We start from the raw sequence: 20,447 nt of genomic DNA on the forward strand, positions 1-20,447 counted from the left end.
GCTTACGCCGATTCCTTCATCTTCTCGGCTTTCGCCACCGCTTCCTCGATCGAACCGACCATGTAGAACGCGCCTTCCGGCAGATCGTCATACTCGCCCGCGACGATCGCCTTGAAGGAACGCACGGTGTCTTCCAGCGCGACCAGCTTGCCCGGCGCTCCGGTGAACACCTCGGCGACGTGGAACGGCTGCGAGAGGAAGCGCTGGATGCGACGTGCGCGCGCAACGATAAGCTTGTCGTCCTCGGACAGTTCGTCCATGCCCAGGATGGCGATGATGTCCTGCAGGGACTTGTATGTCTGCAGGATACGCTGCACGTCGCGCGCCACCTTGTAGTGCTCTTCACCGACGATCTTCGGATCGAGCGAACGCGAGGTGGAGTCGAGCGGATCGACTGCCGGGTAGATGCCCATTTCGGCGATCGAACGGTTAAGAACCGTCGTGGCGTCAAGATGGGCGAAGGTCGCGGCGGGCGCCGGATCGGTAAGATCGTCAGCGGGAACGTAGACGGCCTGCACCGAGGTGATGGAGCCCTTCTTCGTGGAGGTGATGCGCTCCTGAAGCGCGCCCATCTCGGTCGCCAGCGTCGGCTGGTAGCCCACGGCGGAGGGGATGCGACCCAGCAACGCCGAGACTTCCGAACCGGCCTGCGTGAAGCGGAAGATGTTGTCGACGAAGAACAGGACGTCCTGACCTTCTTCGTCACGGAAGTATTCAGCCTGCGTCAGACCGGACAGCGCGACGCGTGCGCGGGCGCCCGGCGGCTCGTTCATCTGGCCATAGACCAGCGCCACCTTGGAGCCGTCGGTCGAGCCGTCCTCGTTCACCTTGATCACGCCGGCGTCCTGCATTTCGAAATACAGGTCGTTGCCTTCACGCGTACGCTCGCCGACGCCCGCGAACACCGATACGCCGCCATGAGCCTTGGCGATGTTGTTGATCAGTTCCTGGATGATGACCGTCTTGCCGACGCCCGCGCCACCGAAGAGGCCGATCTTGCCGCCCTTCAGGTAGGGGCACAGCAGATCGACGACCTTGATGCCGGTGACGAGAATTTCCGACGCCGATGCCTGCTCTTCGAAAGACGGAGCCTGACGATGGATCGGAGCGCGGCGTGTGGCGCGGATCGGACCTTTCTCGTCGATGGCCTCGCCGATCACGTTCATGATGCGGCCGAGCACTTCCGGTCCGACAGGCACGGAAATCTGCGCGCCCGTGTCGATCACTTCCTGACCGCGGACGAGGCCGTCCGTCGTGTCCATGGCGATGCAGCGGACTTCGTGTTCGCCGATTTCCTGCGCGATTTCGAGGACGAGCGTGTTCTCGCCGTTCTTCACATGCAACGCGCCGAGGATCTTCGGCAGGGCGCCGTCGAACTGCACGTCAACGACCGCGCCGCGGATCTGCGTGATACGGCCCACGTTGTTCGAAGCCCCGGAAGCTGAGGCCTGGGTCTGATTAATGGTGTCCGACATGAGGTCAGCTCCTGGGGGAAATTTCGTCTACGCGGTTGGAAGAGAAGTCTGTCAGACCGCCTGAGCGCCCGACATGATCTCGATAAGCTCGTTGGTGATGTTCGCCTGACGCGTCCGGTTGTAGGTCTGCGACAGACGATCGATCGCCTTGCCCGCGTTGCGGGTCGCATTGTCCATGGCCGTCATGCGCGCACCCTGCTCGCCTGCAGCGGATTCCAGCATCGCGGCGTAAAGCTGCACCTGCAGGTTCCGGGGCAGAAGACGTTCAAGCAGCGTCTGTTCATCAGGCTCGAATTCATACTGCGCTGCGTTTGCGTCGGGCTCAGCAGCGGCGGCGTCATCAAGACCCAACGGAATCAGTTGCAGCGGCGTCGGAACCTGCGACATCACGTTGCGGAACTGATTGTAGATCACAGTGCAGACATCGAACTCGCCAGCTTCAAGCAGCGACACGATCTTGTCGCCGAGATCGCTGGCGGCGGAAAACGGAAGTTCCTTGCCGCCAACGCCGATCACGCGGTCGACAATCAGATCGGAGAACTCGCGAGCGAGATAGTCCGCGCCCTTGCGTCCCACCGGCAGAATCTTGACGATTTTACCCTCAGCCTGAAGTTTGCGGATCGTCTGACGCGTGCGGCGGTTGATGTTCGAGTTGAACCCGCCTGCAAGACCGCGATCACTGGTGATCGGGACCAGAAGATGCACGCGATCCCCGCCCGTCCCGGCCAGAAGCTTCGGCGCGCCGTCCTGCCCCGCCATGGCGGAGGCGAGTTCGGCCAGCATCCGACGCATCGCGACGGCGTAAGGACGAGCGGCCTCAGCCTTCTGCTGTGCACGCCGCAGCTTGGCCGCGGCGACCATCTTCATCGCGCTCGTGATCTTTTTCGTCGATTTGACGCTGCCGATCCGAGCGCGGAGTTCCTTCAGGGAAGCCATGGGAGATGCCCCTGATCAGCCGACGAAGCGCTTGTTGAAGTCGGTCAGCAGCTCGGTCAGCTTCGCTTCGCTGTCCTTGCTGATCTGCTTGTCCGCCCGCAGCGTGTCGATGATGTCCTTCGCCGGACCACGCAGTTCGCCGAGAAGCTTCGCTTCCCATGCGACGACCTTGTCGACCGCAATGCCATCAAGAAGACCACGCGTGCCAGCGAACAGCAGAACAACCTGCTCTTCAACGGACAACGGGGAGGACTCCGGCTGCTTCAGCAGCTCGACCAGACGAGCGCCGCGAGCGAGCTGCTTCTGCGTCGCAGGGTCCAGATCGGAAGCGAACTGCGCGAACGCCGCCATTTCGCGATACTGGGCGAGGTCGAGCTTAATCTTGCCCGCGACCTGCTTCATCGACTTGATCTGCGCGGCGGAGCCGACGCGCGAAACCGAGCCGCCGACGTTCACCGCCGGGCGAATGCCGCGATAGAACAGATCGGTCTCGAGGAAGATCTGACCGTCGGTGATCGAGATCACGTTGGTCGGGATGTAGGCCGCAACGTCGCCAGCCTGCGTCTCGATGACCGGCAGCGCCGTGAGCGAACCTGCGCCATTGGCGTCGGACATCTTCGCGGCGCGCTCCAGCAGACGGGAGTGCAGGTAGAACACGTCGCCCGGATAAGCTTCGCGAGCTGGCGGACGGCGCAGCAGCAGGGACATCTGGCGGTAAGCAACTGCCTGCTTCGACAGATCGTCGTAGCAGATCAGGGCGTGCATGCCGTTGTCGCGGAAGAACTCGCCCATCGCGCAGGCGGCGTAGGGAGCAAGATACTGCATCGGAGCCGGGTCGGAAGCCGTAGCCGCCACGACGATGGAGTACGCCATCGCGCCGCGCTCTTCGAGCGTGCGGACGAGTTGCGCCACGGTGGAGCGCTTCTGGCCGATCGCAACATAGATGCAGTAGAGCGACTTCTTGTCGTCGCCCAACGCGTTGACTTCTTTCTGCGCGAGGATGGTGTCGAGCAGAATGGCTGTCTTGCCCGTCTGACGGTCGCCGATGATCAGCTCGCGCTGACCACGCCCAATTGGAACCAGCGCGTCGATCGCCTTGATGCCGGTCTGCATCGGCTCGCCGACGGACTGGCGCGGCATGATGCCGGGAGCCTTCACTTCGGCGGGCGTGAGCGTGACGTCGGAGAGCGGCCCCTTGCCGTCGATGGGGTTACCGAGGGCGTCGACGACACGGCCCAGCAGGCCACGACCAACAGGAACCTCGACCACCGCGCCGGAGCGTGTGACCGTGTCGCCTTCGCGAATTTCCGAATCGCCGCCGAAAATAACGATGCCGACGTTGTCGTTCTCGAGGTTCAGGGCCATGCCCTTCTGCCCGGCGCCGGGGAAGTCGACCAGCTCGCCGGCCATGACGTTCTGCAGACCATAGACGCGGGCGATGCCGTCGCCGACGGACAGAACCGTGCCGGTCTCAGCCGTCTCGGACGCTGTGTCGAAGGACGCGATCTGCTGCTTGAGGATATCCGAAATCTCGGCGGGACGGATTTCCATCACGCGGCTCCCTTCATGGCGTAGTGCAGGCGGACAAGGCGGGATTGCAGGCTGTTGTCATAGAGGCGCGGACCGACCTGAACCACCAGACCACCGAGGATGGTGGGGTCGACCCGCTCCTGAAGCGCGATGCGCGTGTAACCGGCTTCGGCGAGCTTGCCTTGAAGCTGGGCGCGCTGCGCAGTGGTGAGCGGCTGGGCGCTGACGACCTCAGCAGCGATCTCGCCACGACGCGCGGCGGCGAGCGCAACAAAAGCCCCCAGAATTTCGCGCAGACGCGAAAGGCGGCGATTGTCGGCCACGACGCCGACGAAATTATGAAGGGTCTCGCTGAAGCCCTGAGCGGAAAGGACAGCCAGAACGGCTTTACGGGAGTCCCGAATATCCAGACGGGCGTCGCCCAGCACGCGCTGCAGATCTGAGCTTTCGTCGATCAGACGAATCAGGGCGTCGACCTGAGGCAGAACCTCGTCGAGCTTCCAGCGATCTGCGGCGATTTCATACAGCGCGGTCGCATAGCGTCCTGCGAGACCGCCGCCTGTCCCAGTCGGGGCGCGCACGGCGGATCGGGCGGTCGTTACGGCGGTGGCCACTCTTCAGGCTCTTTCCTTCTGCGTTGCCAAGGCGCGTTCGCAGGCGAGATCGTTTCGGCCCATCGTCGCGGGACCAGAAGCGCACGCCAGGCCGCTTTCATTGTTGGCGCGGCCTCTAGCATGGAGATTCGGGCCGCGCAACAGAAGGCGTCTGCAGTTTCAGGCCTTAATGACAATTTATCCATACAGCGCGCGGGGAGAAAACCCTCCTCATTGCGCGCTTTGCACCCGGCAGGGAGGCGGCGTCAGCCCGGCCGATCGTGCGCGTCGAACGCGCTGGCCACCCGCAGAGCCGAGTCGTGCGCGCGTTTTCCTGTCGCAATGAACCCGCAGACGCCGATAGCGATTCCGAGCCCGACAGACAGCCACCAGACCGGATGCGTCGCGGCGAGGAACGCCGCCGCGGCTTCTGCTCCTGAACCGACGTGTTCGCCGCTGCGCACGGTTCCCGCGATAGCGACCCCCAATGCGGCGCCGATCTGGCGACTGGTCGATGCAACCGCAGCCGCCACTCCGGCGCGCGATCGCGGCATTCCGGACACGGCGGCATTGGTTATCGGCGCGTTGCACATCCCGAAACCACATCCCGCGACCGCGTAAGCTATGGTCAACAACCAGTCAGGCGTGCCCGCACTCAGCCCGGTCAACAAAACCGCACCCAACGTCAGTCCCAAGGACGCCAGAAGGAAAGGTAAGCGCGAACCTCTGGCTGCGATCAGGCGCCCCGCCAGAGGCGCACAGATCATCACCGAAAGCGCAAAAGGCATTAGCCTGATCCCTGCCCTCGCAGGAGAAAGCCCCCGCACGTCCTGCAAGTAGATCGTATTGAGGAACAGCAGGGCGGAAAAAACCGCGAAACACATAACGGCCGACACAGTGGCGAGGGCGAACGGCAGCGACCGAAAAAAACGAAAATCGAGCATTGGCCGAAGCTGTCGGGTTTCGATCACGACAAAGCCTGCAGCCGACACGAGGAAGAGTCCTTCCAGCGCCAGCGCCAGAGGACTCCCCCAGCCGACATCGGGCCCCTGAATCAACGCCGCAGACAACGCAACGACGGCGGTCGCAATGGCGGCCTGCCCGAAGGGATCGAGGGGCGGAGAAACAGGCGCTCGCGACTCAGACACGAAGCGAATCGTCATCAACAGGGCGATCAGCCCGATTGGGAGATTGATCCAGAAGACGGCGCGCCAGCCGATGAATTCGCTGACGAAGCCGCCCACCATCGGTCCAAGCGCCAAAGCAGCCCCGGACGTCATCCCCCAAACACCAATAGCGCGGGCGCGCTCTTTTGGCTCGACGAAGACATTCGCGATGATCGACAGCGCCACCGGATTCAGCATCGCCCCGCCAATACCCTGCATGGCGCGCGCCAGAATGAGGGCGGACATCGAACCTGCACCGCCACATAGAGCCGAGCCTGCGCCAAACATGATGATTCCGGTAAGAAACACCCGCTTGCGCCCGATTCGATCGGCTAGCGCACCTGCCGTCATCAACCCACCCGCGACGACGAGGGAGTAGGCGTCGACGAACCATTGCAGCTCGGAGATGCTTGCGTTCAGGGATCTCCGCACCGAAGGCAGCACGACGTTGACGATGGTGACGTCCATCATCACGAGCGCCAGACTGAGAGAACACGCCACGAGGACGAGATTTCTGGAAACTGCCTTGCTTGCGCCGTTCATACCCGCCCGAATCCCCCAACGGCCACCTGCCGCCCTTCCGACGAAGAGTCGAAAGCACGCAATGTCGGCCACGACCACGCGTCGCGACACATGCCTGTTTTAACGGGATCGGAAGGGAAGATGGAGCGGGCGAAGGGAATCGAACCCTCCTCAGAAGCTTGGAAGGCTACTGCATTACCACTATGCTACGCCCGCGTCTGGAGCCCCATTACTGCACAACCCGCTCGTTCGCAAGACGTCGCCCAACGGTTGCGACGCATAATTCCTCCGCCCCCTGTCGTCGCAATTCGCACACGCCGATTCGAGACGGGCGTGAGCGGAAATCTTTTCTCAATTCGCAAGCGCCCGACGATTTTTCTTCAGGTGTTTCGTGGTTATCGCCCTCCCCCCTCTTGACTTTAAACGCCCGGCATATTCTGTTCCGCCGCCTGCGCCGGGTTAGCCTGGTTGACGGACGGGGAGGTTTTCTTCCACCGCGAGTCATCCGCAGGGCGGTTCCGCAGGGGTGTAGCTCAATTGGCTAGAGCGCCGGTCTCCAAAACCGGAGGTTGGGGGTTCGAGACCCTCCACCCCTGCCAGATCTTCCCGACCAGACATCCGGTGGGTTTTCCCTTCGGCTTGTGCGACAGTGGCGCGGGCGGAGTCGGTTTGCCGACGCCGTACGTGTCCGGGGCTAATGGCGAAAGGCGCTGCAAATGCGGCGCGCCAGGGTCCGAACTCTCTCGATGAAGGGTCATTCGTGTCTGTCAGTCCGGTGAATTTCCTGCGGGATGTGGAAGCCGAGGCCAAGAGGGTCACGTGGCCGTCCCGGCGTGCGACGCTTGTGACGACCGGCGCCGTTCTCGCCATGGCCTCGCTCACTTCCATTTTCTTTTTCGTGGTCGACCAGCTCATAGGTCTGGGCGTTCGCGAGCTTTTCGGGCTGGGAGGCTAGAAGACCGAAATGGCCAAGCGTTGGTACGTGGTCCACGTCTATTCGGGCTTTGAGAAAAAAATCGCCAGCCACATCATGGAGCAGGCGGCCCAGAAAGGCCTTGCCGATCACATCGATCAGGTGCTGGTCCCGTCGGAAGACGTGGTTGAGGTTCGCCGCGGACAGAAGGTCAACTCCGAGCGGAAGTTCTTTCCCGGCTATGTGCTGGTCAAGATGGAACTGACCGACGAGAGCTGGCATCTGGTCAAGGACACCCCCAAGGTCACCGGCTTCCTTGGCACCAAGACCCGCCCGTCTCCGATCCCCGAGGCCGAAGCCGAGCGGATCATGAAGCAGGCGCAGGAAGGCGTGGAACGTCCTCGCGCAGCCGTCTCCTTCGAGATCGGCGAGCAGATCCGCGTCGCCGATGGTCCGTTCACGTCGTTCAACGGCGTCGTCGAGGAAATCGACGAAGAGAAGGGCCGCCTGAAGGTCAGCGTCTCCATCTTCGGCCGCTCGACGCCCGTCGATCTGGAATACGCGCAGGTCGAAAAACTCTGACAGGTTCGCCTGCCTTCATTTGAACCAGACGCGCGATCGGGCGGACCATCCGCCTGATCTGGCTCCGGTGCCGCTTTCAGGCGTCGTCCAGCGCAAGCATGTCACGTCCATCGGCCCCGGTTGAGTCCATCTGCGCCTGGTGACGTGGCCGCTGTGCTTACAGCTTCACAAGAAGCGTCTGCGGCAGCAGAAACACTTTCAATCAGACAAAATTTGTTGGGCGCTTGAAGAATACTGCCGCGATAGGGCGTTAGGGTTCTGTCGCATTTGCCGCGTGATCCAGGCGCGGCTTGAATGGCGCCGCGTCCGGTGAGGCCTTGAGCCGCGATAGATAATCTTCGAAAGAAGCCACAGCGCGGCTTACGTAGCTGCCTCGGCAAATTGCTTTTTTCAACAATTTGGAAAACCGCACCCGTTCCGGCGCCGCCATAAAACAAGCGGGACGCATCTGGGCCTGCAGCTTTCCGCCCCTGGCGAGTCAGCACGCACCGTCCAGCCTTATGGAGGACGGTGCGCGGAATCAGAGGGTCAGAGCAGAGACTGCGAGCGCTGCATGACCTGCTGGCACAGGGCGCTTTTTGCGCTCTGGTTCAAGCTGTTCAGCGAAAGCTGGTTGCCGTTTCCGACCTGCAAAAGACCCTGCTGACCTGCAGAGTAGCCGCTGCCGCCGGTAATAGCCGACTGGCCGTTCAGCGAGTTGAGGGTCGAGGATGCGCTCTGACTGCTGATCAGGTTGTTCTGCACGCAGTAGCCGAGAACGCCCGTCAGATTGCTGGAGCTGACCGAGGACAGATTCGGCAGACTGCCGTTGAGGAGCGAACTGGCGCCGCCCATACGGTTTGTCAGAGAGGACGTGCCCTGGCTGACGGCGCCCTGGGCCGCTCCCTGCGCTGCGCCCTGCAGAATGCCGCCGAAGGATTGGGCGTGTGCGGCAGGCAGGCTGGACACGCCAGCCAGCGAGACAACCAGCGTAGCGAAAGCGCCGCGGAAACGACGAACGTTCATGGGATTTCCCTTTTTAAACTCAGGCCCGGCAAAACGCTTACACCGGGCCACGCGCCAACATCGACGGGCAATGCGGCAGGAAAGCGGCGCCGGAGAGATCTCGATCCGTCACGGCGACGCTTATGGCGTTTTATCGCCCGTCAGCTCTTCTGGTCTATCGGGCTCCACGCACGTCCGTCACGCGCCAGCAACTCGTCGGCCCCGGCCGGACCCGCCGTGCCTGCTTCGTAGAACTCCGGAGCTGTCTTCTCGTTGCGCCAGGCTTCGAGCACAGGCTCGACCGAACTCCACGCCACGTCGATATTATCGGCCCGCTGAAACAGCGTCGCATCGCCACACAGGCAATCATACAGCAGCGTCTCGTAGCCGACGTTCGGCTCGCGACTGAAGAAATCCGGATAGCGGAAACGAGCCTCGACGTCCGAGAGCCGCATCTCCGGCCCCGGCTTCTTTGCGGCGAAACAGAGAGTGACCCCCTGCGTCGGCTGCACGTTCAATACGATTCGGTTCGGCGGCGGAGCGTGCGTGTCGGCTGAAGGAAACAGCGTGAGAGGCGGCCTGCGAAACTCGACGACGATCTCGGTGCGCCGGTTAGACAGAGCCTTGCCGGTGCGCAGGTAGAACGGGACCCCCGCCCAGCGCCAGTTCTGGATCTCGAGCTTCATCGCGACATAGGTTTCGGTCGTGCTGTCGCGCGCGACGCCGTCGGCGTCGCGATACGACGGGACGGATTTACCCTTCACTTCGCCCCTCGTGTACTGGCCGCGCACCACGTTTTCCGGCTCTACCGGCAGAATGGACTCGAACAGCGTCTGCTTGGACGTACGGACCTTCTCGGCGGCGAAACTGGCGGGCGGCTCCATGGCGACCATGGCCAGCATCTGAAACAGATGGTTCGGCACCATGTCGCGCAACGCGCCCGTGCCTTCGTAGAACGAACCCCGGCTTTCGACATTGACCGTTTCGGCGGCGGTGATCTGAACGTTATCGATGTAGTCGCGATGCCATAACGGCTCGAACAGGACGTTGCCAAAACGCATCGCGAGGATATTCTGAACCGTCTCCTTTCCAAGGAAATGATCGATCCGGAAAATCTGCTGTTCCTTGACGACGTCGAGAATCCGCCGGTTCAGTTCCTGCGCGGACTTGAGGTCCGTTCCGAACGGCTTTTCAATCGCGATGCGGCGGAAGCCACCTTCCGGCTCCTTTGTGAGACCCGACGCGCCCAGCGCATCGACTGCCGGAGCGAAGAACCGGGAGGGGATGGCGAGGTAGAACACCGCGTTGCTGTCGATATGCGCGGACAGCTTTTTCAGTTCGTCGGGATTCGTGAAATCCAGACGCTCGTAGCTCAGGCGGTCCTTGAGCCATGTCCATGCCTCTTCATTGAGGGACGGCGTGTAGAATTCGCCTGCGGCATCCCTCGTGAACGCCTCCATCATCTCCGTCAGACCCTCGATCCAGCCTTCGAGCGTGTCGTCAGCCATATCGACGCCGACAATTCTGAAGCCGTCGGACAACAATCCGGCGACCTTGAGGTCGTAGAGCGCTGGCGTCAGCAGGCGTTTCGTCAGATCCCCATGTGCGCCGAAAATAACCAGCGTGCAGTCGGGCGCCGGCTTCCGGCCGGACGGCGCGATCGGTCGATCCGTGCGCGCGAGTGAAGAAATCGGGCGGGCGGTAGCCATAAAGCGTTCCTCCGAAATACCGTCCCGCGCCGTATCTGACGCGCGGGATCGTCGCCGGTCGCTCGGTCGGACCAGCTTTTGCCTTGGAATTTGGCTGACAGCGCCTTATCGCCAGCGGCGAACAGGGCTTGCCTGCTTTTCAGCCGACCCCAATTTGCTCTAGGTGTCACGAGCAAATCCGCGTGACGGTCAACGCGAGACATGCCAGCGCTGCCGGGAATACAACGCCCGCCGGCGCAATGCGTGGAGAGAAGGGAAACAGGACGATGGGGTATCGTGTAGCGGTTGTCGGCGCCACCGGAGCGGTAGGGCGCGAACTGCTCAAAACGCTGGCGGAGCGGAAGTTCCCTGTTGACGAAATCGTGGCCCTCGCCTCCCCGCGTTCGACCGGGCGTGAAGTCTCGTTCGGCGACCGCACGCTGAAGGTCGCGAACCTTGAGACGTTCGATTTCTCCGGCTGGGACGTCGCCCTGTTCTCCCCCGGCGCTTCGGTGTCCGCCGTGCATGCCCCCCGTGCAGCGAAGGCCGGTTGCATCGTGATCGACAACACGTCCCATTTCCGTATGGAGCCGGACGTGCCGCTGGTGGTGCCGGAAGTGAACCCTCAGGCCCTGCGCAAGGCGAAGCGTGGAATCATCGCGAACCCGAACTGCTCGACCATTCAGATGGTGGTGGCGCTGAAGCCCCTGCACGACCTGTTCACGATCAAGCGCGTGGTCGTCGCGACGTACCAGGCCGTCGCCGGCGCGGGCAAGGACGGCATGGACGAGCTTTTCGCCCAGACCAAGGGCAGCTTCGTCGGCGACCCGCCGAAGATCGAGCAGTTCCAGAAGCAGATCGCATTCAACTGCATCCCCCAGATCGACCGTTTCATGGACGACGGCTCGACCAAGGAGGAGTGGAAGATGACGGTCGAGACCCGCAAGATTCTCGATCCCGACATCGCCGTTCTCGCCACCTGCGTCCGTGTGCCGGTTTTCATCGGTCATTCCGAAGCCATTGCAGTGGAGTTCGAGGAACCGGTCGATCTCGAACGCGCCCAGGAAGCGTTGCGGGAGGCCGAGGGCGTCGTGCTGATGGACCAGCGCGAGGACGGCGGCTACGTGACGCCGATCGAATGCGTAGGCGAGGATGCGAGCTATGTGTCTCGCCTGCGAATCGATCCGACGGTGCCGAACGGACTGGCCTTCTGGTGCGTGTCCGACAACCTTCGCAAAGGCGCTGCGTTGAACGCAGTGCAGATAGCCGAAACCATGGTGGCGCTGGGTCTGCTCGACAAGGCCGCCTGATCACGCGCGGGAGGGCGCCGCCCTCCCCGGATGCGCCTCGCTCCCGGCGAGCCAGAGCGAGGCGCCTTCAGGAGCGTTAATCGGAGTCACACCTCCGGCCACCCTGCGGGTTTACCCGCGTGATTGCCGCGCGGCTCCTCTCGGTCTCGTGTCCCGCTCTCGAATTGACCCCCGAAATCCTGCGGCGTAGGACCGATTCCACAACGACGTCGGTTTATTAACCGGCGTTCATGTGTAACGACGCGGGAAGGCGACGATGCAGGATGTCCGGGAAGCGCTTTATGTCGGGAGCCGTAGCGACGGCACTCTAATTCGACGACCAATGTCGCCGCATCTTCAGGTCTACAAGATGCGTCTGTCGATGTTTCTGTCGATCTCCAACCGAATCACCGGTGTCGCCGCCACGGCGGGTTCAGCGCTCGGCGTAGCGTGGCTGGCCTCTTTGGCGAGCGGACCGAAGTCCTTCGCCACGGCGCGGAAGGTGACCGGAAATCCCTTGGGGCAGGTCGTGCTTGCAGGCTGGATCCTGTCTCTGGTCTGGCACACGGTCGGCGGGCTGCGTCACTTCATCTGGGATGCGGGCCATCGTTACGACAAGCAGGAACTCAACGAAGACGGCCCTGTCGCCGTCGGCGTGATCGCGGGATTCGGCCTGACGCTGGCCGCCGCCCTGCTCTGCGTGTCCGGCGTCCGCGCCAGCCGACGCGCCAAGGCGAAGGGGATCTGATTCAATGGATGCTTCGGTTTCACCGCGTCACGAAGTGATGCGCTCCCAGCTCGGCCGCGCGCGCGGCCTGGGCTCGGGACATTCGGGCACCGCACACTGGATCGCGGAACGCGTATCGGCTGCGACTTTGCTGCCTCTTTCGGGCTGGTTCGTCGTCCAGATGTTCCGCCTCGGCGGTGCTGATTACGAAGACGTGACGAAATGGGGCGGCAAGCCCGTCAACGCCACGATGCTCGCGGCGCTGGTCATCTCCAGCTTCTACCACGCCGAAGTCGGCCTGCAGGTGATCGTTGACGATTACGTTCACGGCAAGGCTCATCTTCCGACCAAGCTGCTGGTCCGCTTTGGAACCTGGCTCGTCGGGCTGCTCGGCGTCATCGCCGTGCTGAAGCTCGCGCTGGGCAAATCCTCCTCGCGGTCCTGACCGTATCGCGCCGGGCGGCCCGCAAGCGGGCGCGCGTCGGCTTTCGCAGTACTCTGACTGGTCGCAAGACAACGGGAGCGCCGTCGTAATGAACGCTATTTCCTCTCCCTCGCGGGGAGCCTACCGGATCGTCGATCACGCCTATGACGTGGTCGTCGTCGGCGCCGGAGGCTCCGGCCTTCGCGCCACCCTCGGCATGGGCGCCGCGGGACTTTCCACCGCCTGCGTCACCAAGGTTTTCCCCACGCGCAGCCACACCGTCGCAGCGCAGGGCGGCATTGGCGCGTCGCTGGGCAACATGCAGCCGGACAACTGGCGCTGGCACATGTACGACACCGTGAAGGGGTCGGACTGGCTGGGCGATCAGGACGCCATCGAATACATGTGCCGTGAAGCCGTTCCGGCGGTTCACGAGCTTGAGCATTTCGGCGTGCCGTTCTCCCGCACCGAAGACGGCAAGATCTACCAGCGCCCGTTCGGCGGCCACATGAGCGAATACGGCAAGGCGCCGGTTCCCCGCGCCTGCGCCGCCGCCGACCGCACCGGCCATGCGATCCTGCACACGCTGTATCAGCAGTGCCTGAAGCATAACGTCGAGTTCTTCGTTGAATATTTCGCCGTCGACCTGATCATGGACGATGAAGGCGCCTGTCGCGGCGTGATGGCCTGGTGTCTGGACGACGGCACGATGCATCGCTTCAACGCGAAGACGGTTGTTCTTGCCACCGGCGGATACGGCCGCGCCTACCTGTCGTGCACCTCCGCCCATACCTGCACCGGCGACGGCGGCGGCATGGCGATGCGTGCAGGCCTGCCGACGCAGGACATGGAGTTCGTACAGTTCCATCCGACCGGCATTTATCCGGCGGGTTGCCTTCTGACCGAAGGCTGCCGTGGCGAAGGTGCATACCTGACAAACTCCGAAGGCGAGCGCTTCATGGAGCGTTACGCGCCGACGGCGAAGGATCTGGCGTCGCGCGACGTCGTGTCGCGCGCCATGACCGTCGAGATCAACGAGGGACGCGGCTGCGGCGCGAAGCAGGACCACATCATGATGCATCTTGAGCATCTGGGGTCCGACCTGCTGCATGAGCGTCTGCCGGGCATCATCGAGACGTCGCGCGTCTTCGCAGGCGTGGACGTGACGAAGGAGCCGGTGCCGGTTCTGCCGACAGTTCACTACAACATGGGCGGCATCCCGACGAACATTCATGGCGAGGTGGTTCGTCCGACGGATGACAACCCTGACGCTGTCGTGCCGGGCCTGATGGCCGTGGGCGAAGCGGCATGCGTGTCCGTTCATGGCGCCAACCGTCTGGGCACGAACTCGCTGCTCGACCTGATCGTCTTTGGTCGCGCCGCGGCTCGCCGCGCCGCCGAGATCATCAAGCCGAACGACTTCGTTCGCCCACTGCCCGCCGGGGCTGGAGAGTTCGCGCTCGACCGTCTCGACAAGGTTCGCAACGCCAAGGGCGGCACGCATGTCTCCGAACTGCGTGACCGTCTGCAACGCGACATGCAGGCCCACGCTGCGGTGTTCCGCACCGAGGACAGCCTGAAGGAAGGTTGCGACAAGATTCAGGAGATCTGGAAAGGCTCCAGCGACATGTCGATTTCCGACCGTTCGCTGATCTGGAACAGCGACCTGATGGAAGCGTTGGAGTTCGACAACCTGCTCGCCAACGCCACCGTGACGCTGGAGAGCGGACTCGTCCGCCACGAAAGCCGCGGCGCCCACGCGCGCGACGATTTCGAGGACCGCGACGACAAGAACTGGATGAAGCACAGCGTATCGTGGCTGAATGACAAGGGTGAGACGACGATGACGTATCGCCCGGTCCATATGAAGACCCTGACCGACGAGGCCGAGGTCTTCCCGCCGAAGAAACGCGTCTACTAACCCGCCGTATAATCGGACGAACGAGGGAGGCTGAACATGGTCGAACTGACACTTCCGCGAAACAGCACGGTGGGTAAGGGACAGTTTTTCCCCGCTCCCGCCGGAGCCACGAACGTTAAAAGCTTCAAGATCTATCGCTGGACGCCGGACGACGACCGGAATCCGGTGATGGACACCTATGAAGTCGATCTGGACGCCATCGGCCCGATGGTTCTGGACGCGCTGATCCACATCAAGAACGACATCGACCCGACCCTGACTTTCCGGCGCTCCTGCCGCGAAGGCATCTGCGGGTCCTGCGCGATGAACATCGACGGCGAGAACACCCTCGCCTGTCTGAAGCCGATTCAGGACGTGAAGGGCGACGTCGCGGTGAATCCGCTGCCGCATATGCCAATCGTCAAGGATCTGGTCTCGAACCTCGACGGTGCCTACGCGCAGCTACGCTCCATCGAACCGTGGATGCAGAGCGACAGCGCCCCGCCGCCAGACGGCGAGCGCCGTCAGTCGATCGAGGAACGCGCGAAGCTGGACGGCATGTGGGAATGCATCCTGTGCTTCTGCTGCACCACGTCCTGCCCGTCCTACTGGTGGAACGGCGACCGTTACCTCGGCCCGGCCACCCTGCTCGCCGCCTATCGCTGGATCGCGGACAGCCGCGACGAGCACACAGGCGAACGTCTGGACTCGCTGGAGGACACCTTCAAGCTGTATGCGTGCCGCACGATCATGAACTGCACGCAGACCTGCCCGAAGGGCCTGAACCCTGCGAAGGCCATTGGCCGGATCAAGGAGATGCAGGTCGAGCGCAAGCTCTGATCCCACGCTTCTGCGCCGTAACGAAAAACGCCGGTGGCTGGATCAGCCTCCGGCGTTTTTTATTGGCTACACTTCAGATCGGGAGTTGAGTCGTCCACTTTTGTGGGCGGAAATACAAAAAAGTAAACAAATACTCAAATGTAACGTTGATTTACAAACTCCGTGTTCGTTATCGTCATCAGACAACTTTTAGAGACGATAATGAACGAGCATTACCCGATCATCGCGATTGCAGAGAAACGCTGGGAGGCCCACAAATCTGATTGTAGCGGATTTGTTCGCGCCGTAGCTAAAGACCTCGGCGTTCCCATGACTGGACTGGCCAATCAACTGGTCGACGCCTGGCGGCAGGACGGCATGTGGACCAAACTCAATCATGACCATGCCAGGGCGTCGCTTCTTTCTGCACAAGGATATCTGGTGGTCGCCGGGTTACAGGAAAGCGGCCATGGCCATGTCGTCATCGTGATTCCGGGGAAGAGCAACCACGGCGACGCCATGGGGTATTGGGGAAGGCTTGGCGGCACAGGTTACAAGAACAAGGGGCTGAACTTCGCGTGGAAACGGGCGGACTTAAAAAATGTGGAATACTTCGCGCGCTTCGTTCCCGCTCTGGCAATGAAACCATGAAAAAAATACTGACCTTTTTTCTGTTTTACGCCCCTGTCGTGGCCCACGCCAACGGCGCGGCAACCGTCACCACACTGAGTCCAGTCGATTCTCAAATTTCCGCTGGCTCCTATACGATCGCGCTCGGCGAAACCGACGACCCGAAAGCGCCGCGCACCTGGGAAGGGCCTATTGAGATAACGACCCGTGGCGGCAGCCATTGCGTCGTCAACGACGAGGTCAGCCTGATTGAAAAACCGATGGCTCTTGTCGGCGGTCATTATCTCTACGTCCCGACATATTCTGGCAGCGAAGGCGCGCTTTATGTCGTTGACGCCGACACATGCGCAGTGGCGTGGAAAAGTAAAAGCTATGTTGGAAAAATCTATTTTTCTGGAGACCGGGTTGTCATTCCCGGACAGCCATGGATGAAGATCGGACTACGGGGAGTTCCGACGCCGGCGATCGGCAAGTAGGCGTGGCGCCCGCGTCGGGCAGCGATCTACGACGTAGCACGCTTCGGCAGCGTGGGCAGCGGGAACGTGGCATTGCCCTCATTTTTTCGATTACACCAACAGATGCATCATATTTTCTGAAACGCGTGCATATCAGGGGAGGAAAACCCCCTCCCCACACTTTATCAAAAATCTACGCTGGCTGTGGCAAGCGCAGCAAACGGAGCCGCGATTCCATAAGTCGGAGCAGAGCCTTTAAGCGTCGATCCAAATACGCCCTTCACGGACGTGGCGTTCGCCTGTACGCCGCTTGCATAGCCCAGGTAGTGGTTATTGGCGATATTTTGCAGGTTCAGGCGAATTGTCGGCGACTTGAAACGTCCCATGTCAGGGAAGTGATATCCGACGTCAATATTCATCAGAACGTAGCTGGGAATATGCTGATCGTTGTTGAACGTCGAATACTGGCGAGCGACATATTTCAAGCTGTAGTCGCCGAACAAATGGCCATCGTCGTAGCTGAGGTTAAACCCGAACTGATAGGCTGGCGTCTGGGGTGCGTATTTGCCTTTGGAGCGCACATAATCCGTGATGCTTCCAGACGCTGCGATATTGCTGTCCGTGATTGCGTGTACGTATTCCGCAGAGAAATATGGCCGTATATGATAGAAAATCGGACGTGTGCCGATTTCGAAATCAAGCCCGTCTGCGTGCATCCCGCCACCGTTGAAGGAACGGCTGTAATAGTTTCCACCGGAAGTTTGTACCGTCTGACTATAGAGTCGGTTCGTGAAGTTGTAATGAAAATAGGTCAGGGAGCTCATGACCAGAGGCCCCTGATAGCGCCAGCCGAGTTCTTCTGAGATGGAAACCTCGGGACGCATGTTAGGGTTTGCGTGCGTCGAATATCCGCTCGCTTTGTCATACGCGCCGGAATCGTACAGAGACACGTTCATCGGAATTCGGAAGTTCGTTGTTACAGACGCGAAAATCTGATTTTCTGCGTTGATTTTATAACGGATCGAAGCGGCGGGCAGCGGCTCTTGCCACGACTGATTGATATACGGGCCGGTCGAGGTATCGGGCAGGAAATTATGCCCCTGACGACTCACAAAGGTATATTTCAGGCCCGCTTCGATGTTCAGGCGGTTATTAAGCAACGACAGACTGTCGGCGATGAAAAGCGTGTGAATGCGGGTCTGCGTGAGCGTGTCACGGTACTGGGCCGTGTCGCCGTTGGACAGGACAAGGTTTTGGCCGCCGCCCAGCATATCGAGAGGCTTTCCTGTCGCGTAGTTTATCAGGCTGTACGGACCAGTCTGGAATTGCTTCGAATATTCAAACCAGTACCCTAGCATCAGGCGATTGACGCCCGTCGTGACGGTGACCTTCGTAACGGCGCCGGGGCGATAGGTCTGGGTGTTCGACGGGTTGTAGAGAAGGATATTGCCTTTGTTCTTGCCCGTATTGCCGAGCGCCTGATCCACGTTGGAAGCATTATATGAACCGACGCTTCCCGTATAACTCTGTGTTCCCCACTGAAATTTCTGAAGATTTTCGGAATAGGCGCCGCCGCCATTGCCGTCGCCGTACCAGAAATACGGAGTCTCCGTCAGCTTGATGTGGTCAGAGAGCGTGAAGGTGGACGGAGCCGACGCATAGATATTGGTGAACGGATTTCTGTGCAATTCGTAGTAGTTGCTGCTGGGGTTTTTCGGATCCCACGTTCCAGAATAGGCGTTGTGTATGCCCTTTTCGTTCCAGTCGGACATATGCGTCGAAGGAAACAGCGTACTGGTGGCGTGATTGCCCACCAGGGTAAAGGAAATGACGTTGCCTTTACCCCACTCGTCCACCCACTTCGTCTCCCCATGCATCTTGTTCTGACCACCTGGGCCACGCCACGAATCTTCAGCGGCATACGAGAACGACACGAAACCCTTGACGTTGGAGTTTCCGACCCGTCCCGTATCGACGCGACCGAAAATGCGTCGTGAGTTATAGCTGCCATACGACGCGTCCACCGTCCCGCCGAATTTCTCCTTCGGGTTCAGCAGATACATGTCGACGGCGCCGCCGGTTGCGCTGATGTGCGGACTGTCGAGATCAGCCGACCCCTGCTCCACGTTGATGGTGCGCAGGTTTTCGGCGTCCGTGATTTCCTGCGGATAAATGGCGTAATTGCCGATATCGTTGAGCGGGAACCCCTCAAGCGTATACCCGATCTGATCCTGTGTAAGGCCGCGCATCGACATGTAGCCGCTGCTGAGACCCAACGGATCGAGCGAGGTGGTGTTCACGCCGGGCAACAGGGAGATCAGCTGCATCGGATTGCTGGCTGGATTTTGGTGCGCGATGAAGGCTTGCGTGACGGTCGAGCGGGATTTCGGCGCGTCTTCCTTGATCATCAGGCCTGCGGCGACCTGGCTGTGACGAGATCCCTGCACGGTCACACGCTCCTCCTGAGCCGTGTCCGTCGGCGCCGTGGCGCCCATCATGGATGGTCGGTCCTCCGTGCTGCGCCGCCCCGCGTCGTGCCGCACGGTCGTTCCGCCGACCGTGGCTGTCGACGCCCCATAGGCGAGCGAAACAGGCGCGGCGACGACCACAAGCATGCTGGTTGCGAGAAGGCGGGACAAAACTGAAGCCATATCGATCCTGAGGGCTGGAAGGAGAAGTTGCGTCGCGCCGGAACGTTTCAATATCATTGTGAAATGAAACCTCATCGTGACACGCTGGCAGCATTGGCGGACCAACGGACGCCGCTTGCTGAAGGCGCGGTCCTGATAAACAGCCCATCCTCGCTTGTGTGTGACGTTTCCGTTGCAGTTGCCGCGGAGACACACCGTTACATAAACTTTTTTCTACGAAAGATTTCCGCCTTTCATTTTCGCGCCTCAGCGGCTCTTCTCGATTGATTGTTCGGTCATCTTACGTTTCCGCAACGGTATCGCCGTGGGTTGGACATCGGCCGCACGCACACCCTATAATCAGTCCCTTAACCGCCGGGAGCGATTGCGTGTTTCAGGGAAGCCTCGCGACGACGAGGGGCCGCCGTCAGGCATGGACCGACAGCCTGTTTGTGGACCACGCCGTATTTCGACTGGTCTGGACCAATTTCCACGCGGTCATTCCCGGAAAGGTCTATCGCTGCAACCACCCGACGCCACGCCGTTTGGCCGCCGCGACGCGCCGTTTTGATCTAAAAACGCTCGTGAACCTGCGTGGTCACCGTCGCTGCGGCTCAGACGCGCTGTCACGCGACGCGGCGAAGCAAATCGGTCTGGCCCATGTGGACATGGCTTTCGAGAGCCGCGGCGCCCCGCACCGGGATCGCATCCTGCGCTTCGCTTCGCTGTATCGCAGCATAGAATTCCCCATGCTGATGCACTGCAAATCCGGCGCTGACCGGGCGGGACTCGCCTCCGGGCTGGTAATCCTGTTCGAAGGCGGAGCCGCTGATCAGGCGCTGAAGCAGCTTTCCTGGCGTTACGGACACTTCAATCGATCTCGCACGGGCATTCTCGACGCATTCTTCATGCGATATCGCGCCGAGGCCGAGGGGCGAATTCCGTTTCTTGACTGGGTGGAGCACCATTATGACGAAGTGGCGCTCAAAAAGGATTTCACGGCGGGAAAGCTTTCCTCCTTCCTGAACGATCAGGTGCTTCGCAGGGAGTAACCTCCGTTTCTGGGCGTTTTGTTTCGGTTGAAACCATTTCCTGGGCCTCAGCGCCCTCTTTTTTATTGTTACCCGACCAATGAATGGCTCACCCTGACAGGACGTCACCACGTCCGCCAACAGTGAGTTCAA

The 20,447-nt window shown here is 61.1% G+C and carries 18 protein-coding genes and 2 tRNA genes; 11 read left to right on the forward strand and 9 right to left on the reverse strand.

Translation table 11 applies throughout. The features are described from left to right. Positions 1 to 2: 2 nt before the first annotated feature. The 6 genes from atpD to J2D73_RS04650 form a co-directional block, all read right to left on the reverse strand. Entirely contained in the window at positions 3 to 1,475 is a 1,473-nt protein-coding gene (atpD, locus tag J2D73_RS04625; RefSeq protein WP_207879862.1) for a F0F1 ATP synthase subunit beta, read from the reverse strand. A gap of 51 nt (positions 1,476 to 1,526) precedes the next feature. Beyond that, the gene (locus J2D73_RS04630) at positions 1,527 to 2,411 is read right to left on the reverse strand and encodes a F0F1 ATP synthase subunit gamma (protein WP_207879864.1); all 885 of its coding nucleotides are present in this window, start codon (positions 2,409 to 2,411) and stop codon (positions 1,527 to 1,529) included. Positions 2,412 to 2,426: 15 nt separating this feature from the next. Next, positions 2,427 to 3,962, reverse strand: a complete 1,536-nt coding sequence (gene atpA, locus J2D73_RS04635; RefSeq protein WP_207879866.1) for a F0F1 ATP synthase subunit alpha — start codon at positions 3,960 to 3,962, stop codon at positions 2,427 to 2,429. Further along, positions 3,962 to 4,555: a F0F1 ATP synthase subunit delta gene (locus J2D73_RS04640; RefSeq protein ID WP_207879868.1), complete on the reverse strand. Its 594-nt coding sequence runs from the start codon at positions 4,553 to 4,555 to the stop codon at positions 3,962 to 3,964. The genes atpA and J2D73_RS04640 overlap by 1 nt, the downstream gene beginning before the upstream one ends. A 245-nt stretch (positions 4,556 to 4,800) precedes the next feature. Next, complete coding sequence (locus tag J2D73_RS04645) at positions 4,801 to 6,243, reverse strand: MFS transporter (protein WP_207879870.1); 1,443 nt, start codon at positions 6,241 to 6,243, stop codon at positions 4,801 to 4,803. 121 nt (positions 6,244 to 6,364) lie between these two features. Next, positions 6,365 to 6,438, reverse strand: a tRNA-Gly gene (locus tag J2D73_RS04650). A gap of 306 nt (positions 6,439 to 6,744) precedes the next feature. Here J2D73_RS04650 and J2D73_RS04655 point away from each other — a divergent pair. From J2D73_RS04655 to nusG, 3 genes are all read left to right on the forward strand, one after another. Next, positions 6,745 to 6,821 (forward strand) — tRNA-Trp (locus J2D73_RS04655). Positions 6,822 to 6,982: 161 nt separating this feature from the next. Further along, complete coding sequence (gene secE, locus J2D73_RS04660) at positions 6,983 to 7,177, forward strand: preprotein translocase subunit SecE (RefSeq protein ID WP_026398248.1); 195 nt, start codon at positions 6,983 to 6,985, stop codon at positions 7,175 to 7,177. 9 nt (positions 7,178 to 7,186) lie between these two features. Next, positions 7,187 to 7,717, forward strand: coding sequence for a transcription termination/antitermination protein NusG (gene nusG / locus J2D73_RS04665; protein ID WP_026398249.1), 531 nt, complete (start codon positions 7,187 to 7,189; stop codon positions 7,715 to 7,717). Positions 7,718 to 8,245: 528 nt separating this feature from the next. Here the strand turns inward: nusG and J2D73_RS04670 are convergent. Both J2D73_RS04670 and zwf read right to left on the reverse strand, forming a co-directional pair. After that, on the reverse strand, positions 8,246 to 8,722 hold the full coding sequence (locus J2D73_RS04670; protein ID WP_207879874.1) for a DUF2501 domain-containing protein: 477 nt from the start codon (positions 8,720 to 8,722) through the stop codon (positions 8,246 to 8,248). A 140-nt stretch (positions 8,723 to 8,862) separates the two neighbouring features. Then, on the reverse strand, positions 8,863 to 10,410 hold the full coding sequence (gene zwf / locus J2D73_RS04675; RefSeq protein WP_207879876.1) for a glucose-6-phosphate dehydrogenase: 1,548 nt from the start codon (positions 10,408 to 10,410) through the stop codon (positions 8,863 to 8,865). A gap of 266 nt (positions 10,411 to 10,676) precedes the next feature. On the opposite strand from zwf, the gene J2D73_RS04680 reads away from it, so the two are divergent. The 7 genes from J2D73_RS04680 to J2D73_RS04710 all read left to right on the forward strand — a co-directional run bounded on the left by J2D73_RS04680 (position 10,677) and on the right by J2D73_RS04710 (position 16,654). Then, positions 10,677 to 11,699, forward strand: a complete 1,023-nt coding sequence (locus J2D73_RS04680; protein ID WP_207880058.1) for an aspartate-semialdehyde dehydrogenase — start codon at positions 10,677 to 10,679, stop codon at positions 11,697 to 11,699. A gap of 256 nt (positions 11,700 to 11,955) precedes the next feature. Further along, a complete protein-coding gene (sdhC, locus tag J2D73_RS04685) occupies positions 11,956 to 12,426 on the forward strand; it encodes a succinate dehydrogenase, cytochrome b556 subunit (RefSeq protein ID WP_026398253.1) in 471 nt (156 codons plus the stop codon). Between the two features lie 4 nt (positions 12,427 to 12,430). Next, complete coding sequence (gene sdhD / locus J2D73_RS04690) at positions 12,431 to 12,850, forward strand: succinate dehydrogenase, hydrophobic membrane anchor protein (protein ID WP_026398254.1); 420 nt, start codon at positions 12,431 to 12,433, stop codon at positions 12,848 to 12,850. A gap of 88 nt (positions 12,851 to 12,938) precedes the next feature. Continuing rightward, entirely contained in the window at positions 12,939 to 14,750 is a 1,812-nt protein-coding gene (gene sdhA, locus J2D73_RS04695) for a succinate dehydrogenase flavoprotein subunit (protein ID WP_026398255.1), read from the forward strand. A gap of 36 nt (positions 14,751 to 14,786) precedes the next feature. Continuing rightward, positions 14,787 to 15,569 (forward strand): succinate dehydrogenase iron-sulfur subunit, encoded by a 783-nt coding sequence (locus tag J2D73_RS04700; protein WP_035376583.1) that lies wholly within the window; start codon positions 14,787 to 14,789, stop codon positions 15,567 to 15,569. Positions 15,570 to 15,770: 201 nt separating this feature from the next. Beyond that, positions 15,771 to 16,199, forward strand: a complete 429-nt coding sequence (locus tag J2D73_RS04705; RefSeq protein WP_051292272.1) for a hypothetical protein — start codon at positions 15,771 to 15,773, stop codon at positions 16,197 to 16,199. Continuing rightward, a complete protein-coding gene (locus J2D73_RS04710) occupies positions 16,196 to 16,654 on the forward strand; it encodes a hypothetical protein (protein WP_207879878.1) in 459 nt (152 codons plus the stop codon). Before J2D73_RS04705 ends, J2D73_RS04710 begins: the two co-directional genes overlap by 4 nt. Positions 16,655 to 16,818: 164 nt before the next feature. Here J2D73_RS04710 and J2D73_RS04715 read toward each other — a convergent pair whose 3' ends face one another. After that, entirely contained in the window at positions 16,819 to 19,284 is a 2,466-nt protein-coding gene (locus J2D73_RS04715; protein WP_408736821.1) for a TonB-dependent receptor, read from the reverse strand. A 368-nt stretch (positions 19,285 to 19,652) separates the two neighbouring features. Here J2D73_RS04715 and J2D73_RS04720 point away from each other — a divergent pair, with 368 nt between their 5' ends. Further along, on the forward strand, positions 19,653 to 20,315 hold the full coding sequence (locus tag J2D73_RS04720) for a protein-tyrosine phosphatase family protein (RefSeq protein ID WP_207879880.1): 663 nt from the start codon (positions 19,653 to 19,655) through the stop codon (positions 20,313 to 20,315). Positions 20,316 to 20,447 lie beyond the last annotated feature (132 nt).

Origin of the sequence: Acetobacter sacchari (assembly GCF_017377715.1) — a bacterium.
GTDB lineage: Bacteria > Pseudomonadota > Alphaproteobacteria > Acetobacterales > Acetobacteraceae > Acetobacter > Acetobacter sacchari.

Bases quoted from the DNA above. Each gene is read 5' to 3' on its own strand.
- J2D73_RS04680 (WP_207880058.1), top strand. From the start codon at position 10,677: ATGGGGTATCGTGTAGCGGTTGTCGGCGCCACCGGAGCGGTAGGGCGC.
- J2D73_RS04715 (WP_408736821.1), bottom strand. From the start codon at position 19,284: ATGGCTTCAGTTTTGTCCCGCCTTCTCGCAACCAGCATGCTTGTGGTC.
- sdhA (WP_026398255.1), top strand. From the start codon at position 12,939: ATGAACGCTATTTCCTCTCCCTCGCGGGGAGCCTACCGGATCGTCGAT.
- J2D73_RS04670 (WP_207879874.1), bottom strand. From the start codon at position 8,722: ATGAACGTTCGTCGTTTCCGCGGCGCTTTCGCTACGCTGGTTGTCTCG.
- sdhC (WP_026398253.1), top strand. From the start codon at position 11,956: ATGCAGGATGTCCGGGAAGCGCTTTATGTCGGGAGCCGTAGCGACGGC.
- atpA (WP_207879866.1), bottom strand. From the start codon at position 3,962: ATGGAAATCCGTCCCGCCGAGATTTCGGATATCCTCAAGCAGCAGATC.
- J2D73_RS04710 (WP_207879878.1), top strand. From the start codon at position 16,196: ATGAAAAAAATACTGACCTTTTTTCTGTTTTACGCCCCTGTCGTGGCC.
- J2D73_RS04630 (WP_207879864.1), bottom strand. From the start codon at position 2,411: ATGGCTTCCCTGAAGGAACTCCGCGCTCGGATCGGCAGCGTCAAATCG.
- sdhD (WP_026398254.1), top strand. From the start codon at position 12,431: ATGGATGCTTCGGTTTCACCGCGTCACGAAGTGATGCGCTCCCAGCTC.
- zwf (WP_207879876.1), bottom strand. From the start codon at position 10,410: ATGGCTACCGCCCGCCCGATTTCTTCACTCGCGCGCACGGATCGACCG.
- J2D73_RS04645 (WP_207879870.1), bottom strand. From the start codon at position 6,243: ATGAACGGCGCAAGCAAGGCAGTTTCCAGAAATCTCGTCCTCGTGGCG.
- nusG (WP_026398249.1), top strand. From the start codon at position 7,187: ATGGCCAAGCGTTGGTACGTGGTCCACGTCTATTCGGGCTTTGAGAAA.
- J2D73_RS04705 (WP_051292272.1), top strand. From the start codon at position 15,771: ATGAACGAGCATTACCCGATCATCGCGATTGCAGAGAAACGCTGGGAG.
- atpD (WP_207879862.1), bottom strand. From the start codon at position 1,475: ATGTCGGACACCATTAATCAGACCCAGGCCTCAGCTTCCGGGGCTTCG.
- J2D73_RS04700 (WP_035376583.1), top strand. From the start codon at position 14,787: ATGGTCGAACTGACACTTCCGCGAAACAGCACGGTGGGTAAGGGACAG.